Annotated in this window: 14 protein-coding genes; 10 read left to right on the top strand and 4 right to left on the bottom strand. The window is 61.0% G+C overall.

Going from position 1 to position 13894, the window contains the following annotated elements; genetic code table 11:
• The first annotated feature begins 86 nt into the window (after positions 1-86).
• Complete coding sequence (locus HDE75_RS22350; RefSeq protein ID WP_183680644.1) at positions 87-1244, top strand: iron-containing alcohol dehydrogenase; 1158 nt, start codon at positions 87-89, stop codon at positions 1242-1244.
• A 22-nt stretch (positions 1245-1266) separates the two neighbouring features.
• Positions 1267-1944, top strand: coding sequence for a type 1 glutamine amidotransferase domain-containing protein (locus HDE75_RS22345; RefSeq protein ID WP_183680642.1), 678 nt, complete (start codon positions 1267-1269; stop codon positions 1942-1944).
• On the opposite strand, the gene HDE75_RS22340 is transcribed toward HDE75_RS22345, so the two are convergent.
• Together HDE75_RS22340 and HDE75_RS22335 are read right to left on the bottom strand one after the other, a co-directional pair.
• Complete coding sequence (locus HDE75_RS22340) at positions 1927-2745, bottom strand: metallophosphoesterase family protein (RefSeq protein WP_183680640.1); 819 nt, start codon at positions 2743-2745, stop codon at positions 1927-1929. The two genes, HDE75_RS22345 and HDE75_RS22340, sit on opposite strands and share 18 nt — an antisense overlap.
• Before the next feature lie 44 nt (positions 2746-2789).
• Positions 2790-3629 carry a LysR family transcriptional regulator gene (locus tag HDE75_RS22335; protein ID WP_183680638.1) on the bottom strand — a complete coding sequence of 280 codons (840 nt, stop codon included), beginning with the start codon at positions 3627-3629 and terminating at the stop codon, positions 2790-2792.
• Between the two features lie 109 nt (positions 3630-3738).
• On the opposite strand from HDE75_RS22335, the gene HDE75_RS22330 reads away from it, so the two are divergent.
• The 3 genes from HDE75_RS22330 to HDE75_RS22320 all read left to right on the top strand — a co-directional run bounded on the left by HDE75_RS22330 (position 3739) and on the right by HDE75_RS22320 (position 5937).
• On the top strand, positions 3739-4482 hold the full coding sequence (locus HDE75_RS22330; protein WP_183680636.1) for an SDR family oxidoreductase: 744 nt from the start codon (positions 3739-3741) through the stop codon (positions 4480-4482).
• Positions 4483-4544: 62 nt separating this feature from the next.
• A complete protein-coding gene (bla, locus tag HDE75_RS22325) occupies positions 4545-5510 on the top strand; it encodes a subclass B3 metallo-beta-lactamase (RefSeq protein ID WP_183680634.1) in 966 nt (321 codons plus the stop codon).
• Between the two features lie 256 nt (positions 5511-5766).
• A complete protein-coding gene (locus HDE75_RS22320) occupies positions 5767-5937 on the top strand; it encodes a hypothetical protein (RefSeq protein WP_183680632.1) in 171 nt (56 codons plus the stop codon).
• Between the two features lie 4 nt (positions 5938-5941).
• Here the strand turns inward: HDE75_RS22320 and HDE75_RS22315 are convergent, their stop codons facing one another.
• On the bottom strand, positions 5942-6847 hold the full coding sequence (locus tag HDE75_RS22315; protein WP_183680630.1) for a LysR family transcriptional regulator: 906 nt from the start codon (positions 6845-6847) through the stop codon (positions 5942-5944).
• 119 nt (positions 6848-6966) lie between these two features.
• On the opposite strand from HDE75_RS22315, the gene HDE75_RS22310 reads away from it, so the two are divergent.
• The 3 genes from HDE75_RS22310 to HDE75_RS22300 all read left to right on the top strand — a co-directional run bounded on the left by HDE75_RS22310 (position 6967) and on the right by HDE75_RS22300 (position 11428).
• Positions 6967-7833, top strand: coding sequence for a pirin family protein (locus HDE75_RS22310; RefSeq protein ID WP_183680628.1), 867 nt, complete (start codon positions 6967-6969; stop codon positions 7831-7833).
• Positions 7834-7932: 99 nt separating this feature from the next.
• Positions 7933-8535, top strand: coding sequence for a nicotinamide riboside transporter PnuC (gene pnuC, locus HDE75_RS22305; protein ID WP_183680626.1), 603 nt, complete (start codon positions 7933-7935; stop codon positions 8533-8535).
• A gap of 334 nt (positions 8536-8869) precedes the next feature.
• On the top strand, positions 8870-11428 hold the full coding sequence (locus tag HDE75_RS22300; protein WP_183680624.1) for a TonB-dependent receptor: 2559 nt from the start codon (positions 8870-8872) through the stop codon (positions 11426-11428).
• 14 nt (positions 11429-11442) lie between these two features.
• On the opposite strand, the gene HDE75_RS22295 is transcribed toward HDE75_RS22300, so the two are convergent.
• Positions 11443-12234 (bottom strand): response regulator transcription factor, encoded by a 792-nt coding sequence (locus HDE75_RS22295; protein WP_183680622.1) that lies wholly within the window; start codon positions 12232-12234, stop codon positions 11443-11445.
• A 357-nt stretch (positions 12235-12591) separates the two neighbouring features.
• Here HDE75_RS22295 and HDE75_RS22290 point away from each other — a divergent pair, with 357 nt between their 5' ends.
• Together HDE75_RS22290 and HDE75_RS22285 are read left to right on the top strand one after the other, a co-directional pair.
• A complete protein-coding gene (locus tag HDE75_RS22290; protein WP_183680614.1) occupies positions 12592-13119 on the top strand; it encodes a Csu type fimbrial protein in 528 nt (175 codons plus the stop codon).
• 65 nt (positions 13120-13184) lie between these two features.
• A complete protein-coding gene (locus HDE75_RS22285) occupies positions 13185-13874 on the top strand; it encodes a fimbrial biogenesis chaperone (protein WP_183680818.1) in 690 nt (229 codons plus the stop codon).
• The last annotated feature ends 20 nt before the right edge of the window (positions 13875-13894 follow it).

Here is a 13894-nt window from a genome sequence, read left to right as displayed (position 1 = left end):
AGGCGCACAGACACATGCGGATGATAACCATCCGCTTTTTTTGAATGACTCACTAGACGACCAGTCTAATAATATGGAGCAAGAGCATGAAGAATTTCGAATTTCACAATCCGACCAAAATAGTTTTCGGTAGCGATACCATTGCCAAACTGTCTGCCCTGGTGCCCGAGAGCGCGCGCGTGCTGATACTGTACGGTGGCGCCAGTGCGGAAAAAACGGGGACGCTGGCCGAAGTGCGGGCTGCCCTGGGCCAGCGCAGCGTGCAGGAATTTGGCGGCATCGAGCCTAATCCCAGCTATGAAACCCTGATGCGTGCGGTGGAACAGGTACGCAGTGAAAGGCTGGACTTCCTGCTGGCGGTCGGTGGTGGTTCGGTGATCGACGGCACCAAGTTCGTCGCGGCCGCCGCGCTGTATGATGGCGTGGCGTGGGAGATCGCTGAACGCGGCGGCACCAATATCACCCAGGCGCTGCCGTTTGGATCGGTGCTGACCTTGCCAGCCACCGGTTCGGAAATGAATAGCGGCGGCGTGGTCACCAAAAAAGCCACGCAAGCCAAATTGAGCTTCCGCAGCCCGCTGGTCTATCCGCAATTCTCCATCCTCGACCCAAGCAAAACCTTTACCTTGCCGGCCAGGCAGGTCGCCAATGGCCTGGTCGATGCTTTCGTCCACACCACCGAACAATATCTGACCTATCCGGTGCAGGCACGGGTGCAGGACCGCTTCGCCGAAGGCTTATTGCAAACCCTGGTCGAGATCGCGCCGCAGGCGGTCGCTTCGCCTGACGATTATGAAACCCGCGCCAACCTGATGTGGACCGCCACCCTGGCCTTGAATGGCTTGATTGGGGCCGGCGTGCCGCAAGACTGGGCCACCCACATGATCGGCCATGAGCTGACGGCCCTGTACGACATCGACCATGCGCGCACCCTGGCACTGGTACTGCCAGCCCTGCTGGACGTACAGCGCGAGCAGAAACGCGGCAAGTTGCTACAGTATGGCGAGCGCGTCTGGAATATCCGCAGTGGTAGCGACGAAGAGCGCATCGACGCCGCCATCGCCCATACCCGCGCCTTTTTTGAAGGCCTGGGCATCCCGACCCGCTTGTCGGCATACCAGCTGGGCCAGGACGCAGTAGAAGCCGTATTGAAGCAACTGGAAGCCCATGGCATGACCGCCCTGGGAGAACACCGCGATATCGATCTCGCGCGCAGCCGCCGCATCCTCGAAGCAGCACTCTGAACCTCACCGTAAAGGACACACAATGAACATCCTGATGGTACTGACCTCGCACGATCAACTCGGTAATACCGGCCGCAAGACCGGCTTCTGGCTGGAAGAATTCGCCGCTCCCTACTACGCGCTGCAGGAAGCGGGCGCCAGATTGACGGTGGTCTCACCGCAGGGTGGCCAGCCGCCGCTGGATCCGAAAAGCGATGAAGCGGACTCACAAACGGATGCCACCCGCCGCTTCAAGGCTGACCCTGCGGCGCAAGCCGTGCTGGCCAACACGGGCAAGCTGTCCGAGGTCAAGGCACAAGACTTTGACGCCATGTTTTATCCGGGCGGCCACGGACCCCTGTGGGACCTGGCGGAAGACCGCCACTCGATCACCCTGATCGAACAGATGATCGCCGCCGGCAAACCGGTCGCCGCTGTCTGCCATGCACCGGGCGTGCTGCGTCACGTAAAAGCGGCAGATGGCACGCCACTGGTACGCGGCAAAAAAGTGACGGGCTTTACCAATACCGAAGAAGAGGCGGTAGGCCTGACGGCCATCGTGCCTTTCCTGGTCGAGGATATGCTCAAGCAAAACGGTGGTATCTACTCCAAGCTGGGCGACTGGCAGCCTTACGCCATCACCGATGGCTTGCTGGTCACCGGGCAGAATCCTGCTTCGTCGGAAGCGGCCGCCCAGGCGCTGCTAAAGCTGCTGGCCTGATACGGGGCCATCGAGTTCGACAATCAAGCCGGGATTGAATTGCTCATTTTCCGGCGTGCCGTCGGGCCGTTTGTAGCCGCAAGGGTTGCAGACGACCCGGCAACCGCCGATGCGGTAATCGAGCGAAGCATGCATGTGGCCGTGCACCCACAGGTCGGCCTGGGCTACCAGCTCGTCGAGCTGCGAGGCAAAAGCGGGCGAGCCGAGGTTGTCCGCATACTCTTCGGCCACCGATAGCATCGACGGCGCCATATGGGTGATCACCACGGTCTGGCCAGCGTAGGGCTGCGCCAGTTGCTGCGCCAGCCAGGCCTTGTGCTGCGCATGCAGTTGCGCCGTATCGCTGGCGCACAGCAGGCGAGGTTCAGTACCACCCGTGCTGATATGTTTGTAGTCGGGCATATAGCTTTGCGCCGCAGTCATCGCTTCTTCAAGACGCTGCGCGCCGAACAGCAAAAAGTCTGTCCACAGGGTGGCACCCAAAAAACGCACGCCATTCACCACCACCGTGTCGCCATCGAGCAGGCGGATATTGGCGCCGTACGCATTGGCGCTGGCGCAGGCGTCACGCACGGCATCCTGCATCTGTTCCAGTTGATGGCCATAGCCTTCGTGGTTGCCATGCACGTACAGCACGGGCAGGGCGCCAAAGGTGCGCGCCGCCCAGGCGATGGCCTTGCTGCCTGTGTCGATGTCGCCGGCCAGGATCACGGCGTCGGGACGGCAGATGGTGAGGTCGATGGCGGGCGCATCGTCGCGCCAGACTTCCAGGTGCAGGTCGGACAGTATCAGCAAGCGCATAGCTTGACGTGGCGCCGGCAAGGCGCGCAAGAGTGGATGGACCTCTATCCTAACGCAAGCATTGGCGCCTCGGCAGCTTCTTGCGCCAGCCGCGCCAGCACCGGGTGGGCCAGCGCTGGCACGGAATAACATAGCCCCAGGCGGCGTGTCAGTTGTCCGCCGGGCAGGGCGCAGGCGCGCAATGCGGGATGCTGCAGTATCAGCGAGCGCGGCGCGATGGCCAGGCCCATGCCGGCCGCCGCCATGCTCAGGACCAAATGCAAGGTGCCGGCCTGCGCGGCGGGGAAGGCGGCCATGGCGCCGTATAGCGGCAGCAGGCGCTGGTGCGAATAATCGCCGGGGCAAGTGATCCATCTGGCGCTGGCCAGGTCATCCGGGCGAGGCGGCGCGTCACCGGCCAGCGCATGCGTGAGTGGCACGGCCAGCGCATAGGCTTCTTCGCGCAGCGGCAAGAACAGTTCATCTTCGCAGCGGTCCTCTTCAGGCGCCAGGCGCGCATGGCCGCTGCAGCCCGGCTCCAGGGTCAGCAGCAAGCGCGGTTCCAGTGCCTGCAAACGCGCAGCCAGCGCGGCGATATCTACCTCGGCGATATCGTGTGCAATGCCGATCGACAGGGGCAGCCGGTCGCGATGATGGCGAAATTGCTGCGTCAAAGCCTGGGCTTCTGCCAGCATGCGCTGCGCCTGCGGATACAGGGTGCGCGCATCGCCGGTCACTTCCACGCCGCGCGGCAGGCGCAGGAACAGCTGCGTGCCCAGCGCATCTTCCAGGGCCTTGATGGTGGCCGACAGGGCGGGCTGCGTCAGGTGCAGGCGGCGCGCGGCGGCAGTGATGTTGCGTTCTTCAAAGACGCACAGGAAGGCGTTGAGCTGGCGGGAATCCATAGTTTTTTTTGATGGCTGTGAAAAGAAAACACGATTTTTCACCGTGGCTTCCCATGAATATACTGGATTTTTAACAGGATTCATCATATTTTTTAATAAGGAAAGCCTCATGTCCAGCACCACTTCTTCCTCGCCGCGCCTGATCGTGATTACCGGCGCCAGTTCCGGCATCGGCCTGGCGACGGCGCAGAAACTGTCCGCGCTGGGCCATCCGCTGCTGTTGCTGGCGCGCCGCCTGGACCGCATGCAAGCGCTGAACCTGCCCAATGCGCTGTGCGTGCAGCTCGATATCTGCGACCGCGCCGCCTTCGTTGCCGCCGTGGCCAGCGCCGAGGCGCAGTTCGGCCCGGTCGACGCCATCATCAATAACGCCGGTGTGATGCTGCTGGGCGAGCTCAGCACGCAAGACCCGGAGCAATGGGACCGCATGTTCGACGTCAACGTGAAAGGCTTGCTCAATGGCGTGCACGCCGTCAGCGCCGGCATGGTGGCGCGCCGCTCGGGTACCATCATCAACGTCGGTTCCGTCGCCGGCCACAAGACGTTCCCCAACCACGTCGCTTACGTGGGCAGCAAATTTGCCGTGCACGGCCTGACGGAAAACCTGCGCGAGGAACTGTCGGCGCACAACGTGCGCGTGGTAACGATTGCGCCGGGCGCGGTGGAAACGGAACTCTTGGGCCACACCACCGATGAAAGCATCAAGACCGGTTATCAAGCCTGGAAAGAAGGCATGGGCGGCGTGGTGCTGTCGGCCGACGATGTGGCCGCCGCCATCTGCTACGCTTACCAGCAGCCGCAGGGCGTATGCATCCGCGAAATCGTGCTGGCCGCCACGCGCCAGCAGGCTTGACCTTGGCGGCTTGATAACGCTACCCTGTGTGTTTGAAATTCCTTCATCCACACGGGAAGCCCATGCAAGCTCGCACCATCTTTTTTTCCATTTTGTTCGGCTTGTCGCTGGCGCCGGCGCATGCCGCCACCACTGCCGTCCCGGTTACGCCGTTGACGCCGCCCGATCCGCTGACCAAGCCCATTGCCTCGCCATACGAGGCGCAATGGAACCGCCCGCAGCAGCCGGCGCGTATTTATGGCAACACGTATTACGTGGGCGTGGGTGGCTTGAGCGTGGTGCTGATCCATACCGAAGCGGGTTTGATCCTGATTGATGGCGCGCTGCCGCAGTCGGTGGCGATGATAGAAGCGAGCATCCGTCAGCTGGGTTTTCGGGTGGAAGACATCAAGTACATCCTGAATACGGAAGCGCATTTCGACCATTCCGGCGGTATCGCCGCACTGGCCCGCGACAGCGGCGCCGTGGTGGTCGCCAGCCCGCTGGGTGCACAGGCGCTGCGTGCGGGCCGGGTACTCGAGCAAGACCCGCAGGCGGGCGATATCGAGCCCATGCCGGCAGTGGCGAAGGTCAGCGAGATCATCGATGGCGGCACGGTGAAACTGGGCGCGATCACCATCACGGCCCACCATATGCCCGGCCACACGCCGGGCAGCACCAGCTGGACCTGGGTCTCGTGCGAAGCGGGCGGCAGCAGCACCGGCAACCCGAATACCTGTCTGAACGTGGTGTTTGGCGCCAGCCTGAATGCCGTCGCGGCCGATGACTTTCACTTCCTGGCCGATGCGAACCACGGTGATTTGACGCCGGATTTTCGCCGCGTCATCAACAAGTTTTCCAGCCTGCCTTGCGATATCCTGATCACCTCCCACCCCGACCATTCGGGCGCCGACCAGAAGCTGGTCCAATTGCTGGCGGGCGCCAAACCGAATCCCTTCATTGATCCGCAAGCGTGCCGCAAGGCGGCCGCCACGTTCGAGGCGCGGCTGGAGAAGCGCATTGCCAAGGAAAAGGCCGCGGCCAAATAACAACGCGGAAGATTGACGCATCCCGGCAGACGGCGCAGAATGGCTGTCCGCACGACAGATCAACCCACTTTACGAAAGGACACCAGATGTACCAGCAGGCTAGTTTGACAGCACAATTTTTCTAGCCCCGTGCATGCGCTCGGGGCCATCGGCAACGTTGCCGATCCCGAGCCGGTGTCCAAGGAAAACCCCGGTGAGGAAACTCGCCGGGGTTTTTACTTTTTAGCCCCGGTATCACAGGCTGAAAGGAAGCAAGATGAAACTCAAGATCAAAGCCGTCAAACCACGCAATGTGCTGGTGGCGGCGACCAAACTGCGCAGTGGTGCCGGTGCGCACCAGTCCGAACTGTCGCCACGCGTGGCGCGCCGGGCCGGCAAGCAGCGCTTGCACCAGCTGCTGGCGGGACGCCTGAAAGAGGAAAGCTGAGGCTTTATTCCTCGTCGAGCGCGGCAAAACTGTGCGCCAGGTGATCGATCAGCGCGCGCACCGCCGGCAGCAGGCCGCGCCGCGAGGGGAAGACGGCGTGGATGATTTCGGGCTGCGGCCGCCATTGCGGAGTCAAAGGCAACAGGCTGCCGTCGGCCAGCTGGTCGACGATCATCATGGTTGGCAGTTGCACCAGGCCGACGCCGGCCACGGCCGCGTCGCGCAGGGTCAGCATGTCGCCCGTGATGAAGCGCGGTGTATGGCGCAGCTGGGCGCGCGCGCCGTCGGGCCCGTGCAAATCCCATTGGTGGTGTTGCTGCGGCGATCCCAAGGCCAGGCTGGGCCAGTCGGCCAGGTCCGCCGGTGAGATGGGGGCAGCTGCACCGGCGAACAGCAGTGGGCTGGCCACCATGCACTGGCTGCGTTCGGCCAGCACGCGCAGCACCAGGTCGCTGTCGGCCAGCGGTGGCGGGCGCACCCTGATCGCCACGTCGATGCCTTCGGCCACCAGGTCCACGCGGCGGTTGGTGGCGTCCAGTTCCAGGGTCACTTGTGGATGGTCGCGCATGAAGCTGGCCAGCATGGGGCCGACCAGGGTATGCAGCATGGCGATCGGACAGGACACCCGTACGGTGCCGCGCGGCGTGGCCCGCGTCAGCTCGATCGCCTCTTGCGCCGCCTCCGCTTCCACCAGCATCGCCTTGCAATGCTCGTAGTAGGACTGGCCCACGTCGGTGATGGAAAAATGTCGTGTCGTGCGCTGCAGCAGGCGTACGCCCAGGCGTTCTTCCAGCACGGCGATGCGCCGGCTCAGCTTTGATTTCGGCATGCCCAGCGCCCGTCCGGCCGGTGCGAAACCGCCATGTTCGACCACCTGCACAAAGTAATACAAGTCGTTCAAATCCTGCATATTGACTCCTTGACTGTTCTATTTAAAGAACGCTGATGGTCAATTTTACCGTCTACCGTGATCATCGTTGCAGGGATATGCTGTGTCTATGCAGTTTGAACATACACGAGGAGAGAATCATGAACACCGTTACAGGAATTTACAGCGCACCGCGTCAGCACTGGGTCGGCGATGGTTTTCCCGTGCGCTCGATGTTTTCGTATCAGGGCCACGGCAAGCAGCTGAGCCCCTTTTTGCTGCTCGACTATGCCGGCCCCGCGCTATTTGCGCCTGGCACGCGTCCACCGGGCGTGGGCTCGCATCCGCACCGTGGTTTTGAAACGGTCACCATCGTGTATCAGGGCGAGGTGGCGCACCGCGATTCGACGGGGCAGGGCGGCGTGATCGGTCCCGGCGACGTGCAATGGATGACGGCCGGCGCCGGTATCCTGCATGAAGAGTTTCATTCGCCCGCCTTTACGCAATCGGGTGGCACCCTGGAAATGGTGCAGCTGTGGGTGAACCTGCCGGCCAAGGACAAGCTGACGGCGCCCGGCTATCAGGCCATCACCAGCGCCACGATACCGACGCTGGCGCTGCCGGACGGCGCCGGTTCGCTGCGCGTGATCGCCGGTGAATTCGCTGGTCAGCAGGGGCCAGCCAGCACCTTTTCGCCGATGCAGGTATGGGACATGCGTCTGGCGCAGGGCTCGGTGACGCACTTGCCGCTCACGCCAGGCTGGGGTGGCGCGCTGATCGTCCTGCACGGCACTGTTCTGGTCAATGGCGAGAGCGTGGTGCGCGAAGCGCAGATGGCGCTGCTGGGCCGCGATGGCGATGGCATCCGCATCGAGGCCAATAACGATGCCGTGCTGTTGCTGCTCAGTGGTCAGCCGCTCGACGAACCCATCGTCGGCCATGGCCCGTTCGTGATGAACACCGAGCAGCAGATCGTGCAGGCGTTTGACGATTTCCGGCAAGGCCGTTTCGCCGCCATCGCACCATGATGTTTTGCCGCAGCGTGTGTTCCAGCGCGCTGCGGCAGCCGCTCGCCAGCGCCTCAAATCGGCTATAGTTGCGGCACCCCCACCGCAAAGGAAGACCGCTTGACTCCCCCGCTCGAGATCGCCGCCAACGTGCTGATGACCGCTTCCATCATCCTGGCTGGCCGCAATAACATTCATTCCTGGTGGATCGGCATCGTCGGCTGCGTGCTGTTTGCCGTGCTGTTCTATCAAGTCAACCTGTACGCCGACGTGCTGCTGCAATTGTTCTTCATCGTTACCTGCATCATCGGCTGGCTGCAATGGCGGCGCGGCGCTGGCGGCGAACCTTTGCCGATCAGCCGGGCGGGATGGTCCAGCCTGGCCTGGATCGTGCCGGCCGGCGTGGCCGCCGTCGTCATCTATGGTTTGCTGCTGCACCGTTTCACGAATGCGTATGCGCCTTTCATCGATTCGGCCGTGCTGGTGTTCAGCGTCATCGCGCAATTCTTGCTGATGAGCCGGCGCCTGGAAACCTGGGCCTTCTGGCTGATGGTCAATACCGTGGCCGTGCCGCTGTACTACAGCCGTGGCCTGACCCTGACGGCCGTGCTGTATGCGGCGTACTGGATCAATGCGCTGGTGTCGTGGTACTGGTGGCGCATCCAGGCCCGCCGTATGGCGCAGGCGCCTGAGGTGTTATCGGGAACAAGCGCTGAGGCTTGAAGCGCCGTCGAGGTTAGCCTTAGATTCAAATCATATATGTAACCAATTTTTAATTCGTTCACATCATGTTAACACCGCGATATAGTGGAATTTCTCCGCTCACCGGTGTTTTTTATGTTGTATTTTACGAATTCTGCCATTTTTTCCGCCACTCGGCTGCACATAAACATGTCTTGCATGTGTATGTGCATGCCGATGCAGGCGCGTCCAGATCATTCGTAATTCAGTAATTCAGTAACTCCCCACGCTGCCTGTATCCGTTGACCGCCCCGGTCAGCGTGCTGCTGCTCGGCCTTTCGAATGTAAAAGGCTGCAATCCCATCAAGAGGAAACCATGTTTAAACCACTCGCCATCAGTCTTGCCATAGCCGCCGCCTTTCCCGTCCTCGCTCACGCCCAGGAGGAAATGGCCCGCGTCAACGTCACCGGATCGAATATCCGCGTCAGCGAAAAGGAGGGCGCCAGCGCCGTCCAGGTCATCACCGCCAAAGAGATGAAGGCCAGCGGCAAGACCAGTATCGCCGATGTGCTGCGCTCCATTTCAGCCAACAGCGGCAACAGCTACAACGAACAATTTACCGGCAGTTTTTCGGCTGGCACGGCCGGCCTGTCCTTGCGCGGCATCGGCCAGAAAAATACCCTGATCCTGGTCAACGGCAAGCGCGTGGCCAGCTATGCCACTGCGCAAAACCTGCAAGAAACCTTTGTCGACCTGAATAGCCTTCCGATGGCGGCGGTGCAGCGCATCGAGGTGCTCAAGGATGGCGCTTCGTCCATCTACGGTTCCGACGCCGTGGCCGGCGTGGTCAACATCATTCTGTACCAGGAATTCACGGGCACTGAATTGACGGCGCAATGGGGCGGTTCGACCGAAGGCACGGGCCAGCATGAAAAGAGCGCGGCGCTGCAAACGGGTTTTGGCAAGCTGCAGGACGATGGCTACAGCGTGGTCTTTTCGGTCGACGCGCAGCAGCGCGACAAGCTGCAGCAAAGCGATGTGGCATGGATGCGCGATTCCGATTACCGCAACCAGCAGCGCGGCGCCCTGGCCTGGGTACCCACAAATTATGCGGGCATCGATCCTACCCAGACGCTGGGTACTGCCAACGGTCCGCTGCAATGGGTGAATTACGGCGATATCTCGCCAAACAAGACAGGCAAGGTGCTGGCCTACAATCCTGCCCCCTACAAAACCCTGATACCTGGCATCCAGCGCATCCATTCGTCGGCACGCGCCACCATCAAGGTGAACGAAGACACGGAAGCGTATGTCGACCTGCTGTACAGCTATTCGCGTGCCGACCAGACTTTCAGCGCGCCACTAACCGTCAACAACGCCACGCGCGCCTGGAACAATGGCACCCAGTCGCTCGACACGATCAACGTCGCGCTGCCAGTCGGTAATCCCTACAACACGGGCGCCACCCCGCTGCCATTCACGTCGACTTTATTTGACCTGGGCCCGCGCATGAAGCAGGACAAGGTCACGTTTTACCGCACCCTGGCCGGTTTGAAGGGGACGAAGGCAGGCTGGGACTGGGATGCGTCGGTAGGCCACTCCAGCAGCAAGCTGGAAGAAACCGTGCAGAACTTCGTCAACCGCTATGCCTTCCAGACGGTGCTGGCCAATGGCAGCTACAACTTCTTCGACACTGCGCAAAACAGCGATGCAGTGCGCAACAGCTTGCGCCTGTCGACCCTGCGCCCGGCCGTCTCGACGCTCGATACGCTGGACTTCTCCGCTTCGCGCGAGCTGTGGCAATTGCCGGCCGGCCCGCTGGGCTTTGCCGCCGGCGCCCAGTGGCGCCGCGAAAAAATGGATTCGCAAACCTCGACCGCCGTGCTGTCGGGCACCGAGCTGCGCCCGGCGATCAACATTATCGACGGTTCGCGCGATGTATCGGCCCTGTTCGCCGAATTCAATGTGCCGGTGGTGAAAGATCTGTCTCTGAACCTGGCCAGCCGCGCCGACCATTACAGCGATTTTGGCAATGCGTTTTCTCCGAAAGCCAGCGCCCGCTATCAGGCGGCGTCATGGCTGCTGCTGCGCGGTACCGTGTCGCGCGCCTTCCGCGCCCCATCGCTGCCGGAAATCACCAACAGTACGGCGGTCAGCTATGGCAACGTGATCGATGCCAAGGATCCGCTGACGCCGACCCAGGCGCGCGGCGTGACGGTCATCACGGCCGCCAATCCGGAATTGCGTCCTGAGCGCTCGAAAAACCTGAACCTTGGTCTGGTCATTTCGCCGACTGCCAGTTCCAGCATCGGTATCGATTACTACCGTATCAAGCAAGATGGCGTGATCGGCACGGAAAGCTCGGTCACCACGCTGGACAATGAAGCGATCAGACCGCAAAACATCACGCGCGACGCCGCTGGCCGTATCACCACCTTGTACCGCCAGTACCGCAATCAGGGCCAGCGTGAAGTGTCCGGTATCGACCTGGACCTGCGCCAGCGTTTCACCAGCGCCGACTGGGGCAAGCTGACCCTGGCGGGCCAGTTGAGCCGCGTGCTGCGCTTTGCCGAACCGCTGTCTGACGGCGCACCGCTGACCGATGGCGCCGGTACCAATTACTTTGGTTCGATACCGAAATGGCGCGGCGTGTCGTCGGCCACCTGGGAGCAGGGCAAGTGGTCGTCGACGCTGACCTGGACCTATGTGGGCAGCTATGCGCAAAGCACGCACCTCGACGAATCCGTGGCTGCCTTCAGCACGTTTGACATCAGCACCAGCTGGCAGGTGACGCCAGCGGCGAGCGTCAGCTTGATCGTGCAAAACCTGGCCGACAAGCGCGCGCCATGGGATTACTCGGCCACCGGCTTTGACTACACACAGGCCGACCCGCGCGGACGTTTTGCTTCCTTGAAGCTGAACTACAAGTTCTAAAGGGGAGCCAGGCGTCAGTGCGGCGCCGACGCCTGCTCCTGCAGACGCTGCCGGTAGGCGCTGGGCGTCATGCCCATGCGTTCGCGGAAGGCGGTGGCGAAATTACCCGCATTGTGAAAACCGATCAGCAGGGCGATATCCTGTACATCGATATCGGTCTGCTGCAGCAGGTCCACGCCGCGGGCGATGCGCGCTTCCCGGATAAAGGCAAACACCGTCATGCCCGTCTGTTCGCGGAACATCAAGGTCAGCTTTTCGCGGTAAGTGCCCACGCTGCGGGCAATCTCCGACAGGTTGGGCAAGTCGCCCAGATTGTCGAGGATCAGCTGTTTGACGGCGTTGACGAACACCAGGTCTGGATGCTGCTGCCTGTCGGACGGCTCCATCCCTGAAGCAGGCACGGTGTTGTTTCTGCGCATCAATCCCAGGTGAATATGGATGCGCGCGGCCAGTTCTTCCGGCGTGAATGGCTTGGCGATATAGTCGACCGCGCCCACCTGCAGTCCCATTACACGTTCTTTGGCGGCATCGGCGCCACTGAGAAAAATCACCGGTATCGGTTCCGTCTCGGGGTTGGCCTTGAGCAAACGGCAAGCCGTATAGCCATCCATTTCAGGCATGCGCACATCGAGCAGTATCAGGTCGGGATGCGTGGCCAGCGCTAGCTGGTAGCCCTGGTAGCCATTGAAGGCAACGCTGAAACGGTAGGGCTGCTCGCTTAAAAGCTCGGTCAGCATGCGCTGCTCAAACGCGGAATCGTCCACGATCAAGATGTTCTTTTTGACAGTTTCGCTGGTTAATGGCATGGCCCTGGCATGGCATGGTTGGCTTAATCAAAAGGCAAGCTGTGGTTTATTATGCCCTGCTTTTATTTTTTTTTCTGGTTTTCGCGTATTTCAAAAGTCGTTTCACCGCCAGCAGAAGCGACTTTTTTTTAGATAGCTAATAATCGGGCCATACATTGATTTAGAGCAATGTCGATTGCAAAAAAATCTGCCTTGCCTTCGATGTAAACATGCTGGCTACCCAACTCGTCTGCCATCTTAAAAGTAGTAATGCTGTCTTGGTTTGCGTGCCCTAGAAAACGCCGGCAATACCGTGACTATCCTCAGCGCCCTTGATAACAAGGGCCATTTCATGATGTTTCATCATCAGGAGGTTTTATGTTACGCGCTCAATTTTCCCGCCTTGCCATCGCCGCCGGTCTTTGCCTCGGCGCTACTTCGCTGGCCATTCCTGTCAACGCCGCCACTTATCTGAACGGCAGCGCCACCGCCAATTTCGATGTCACGCTGACCATCGTGGCCAACTGCATCATCGCAGCGACTCCTTTGAACTTCGGTTCAGTTCAGGGCGTACTGAGTACTGCCGTGAACGTCAATACCACCGTCAACGTGACCTGCACCAATACCACGCCCTATAACGTGGGCCTGAACGCAGGCACGGGTACCGGCTCGTCTGGCACCGCGCGCTTCATGAGCGGTACCGGTGTGAATACGGGCACGGTGGCGTTCAACCTGTTCCAGACTTCCGGCGCTACCCTGTGGGGCAATACGCAGGGGACCAATACCCTGGGTGGCATTGGTTCAGGGTCGCTGCAGCCGCTGACCGTGTATGGACAAGTGCCTGCGCAGGCGACACCGGCTCCCGACGCCTATAAATCGACCATTACCGCAACCGTGTATTTCTAGGCAGGGTGCATATGACGGTACGCCGCTCATTGAATAACTTTTGGCTACTCCTGGCTCTGGCGCCGATGCTCAACATGCTCGGCGCCATGCCGGCGACAGCAGCCAATCTGCAGATTTCTCCCGTCACCATCACAATGCGGGCCGAGCAGAATTCGGCTGGTATTACCTTGCAAAATATGGGTGACAAGCCCCTGTATGGCCAGGTACGCGTGTTTTCCTGGGACCAGGCGAATGGTGAAGAAGCGCTGTCGCCCACGCAGGAACTGATCGCCAGCCCGCCTATCGTTGAGGTCGCCCCCAATGGCCGCCAGATCATCCGCCTGGTGCGCCAGGCGTCCGGTCCGCTGGCCCAGGAACGTACCTTCCGCGTGCTGATCGACGAGGTGGCGCGCGAAGTCGATCCTGAGCGCAGTGGCGTCGATATCCGCTTGCGTTATTCGGTACCCGTGTTCGTGCTGCCGGCTGCCGGCGCAGGCAAGGAGGTATTGGAGTGGCAAGTATTTCGCAAGGACGGCGAATGGATGTTGCGAATTAAAAATAGCGGCAATTTCCATGCGCAGATAGGCGCCATGACGTTCAAGAATGCGGCCGGTACGGACTATCTGATCAGCAAGGGCTTGTTTGGCTATGTGCTGGCGGGACGCATGCGCGAGTGGCGCTTGCCTGTGGACAATGACGCCGCGCTCGATGGCGTGCTGGCCATTACGGTCAACGTGAATGCAAAGGCGATCATTGCCAAGAATTCGACTCTATAACATTGCGGTCATGGCCTGCG

This window comes from Janthinobacterium silvisoli (assembly GCF_014200725.1).
GTDB lineage: Bacteria > Pseudomonadota > Gammaproteobacteria > Burkholderiales > Burkholderiaceae_D > Janthinobacterium.
Note: the sequence above shows the minus strand (reverse complement) of the source record. Positions and strands in the feature narration are given on the sequence as shown.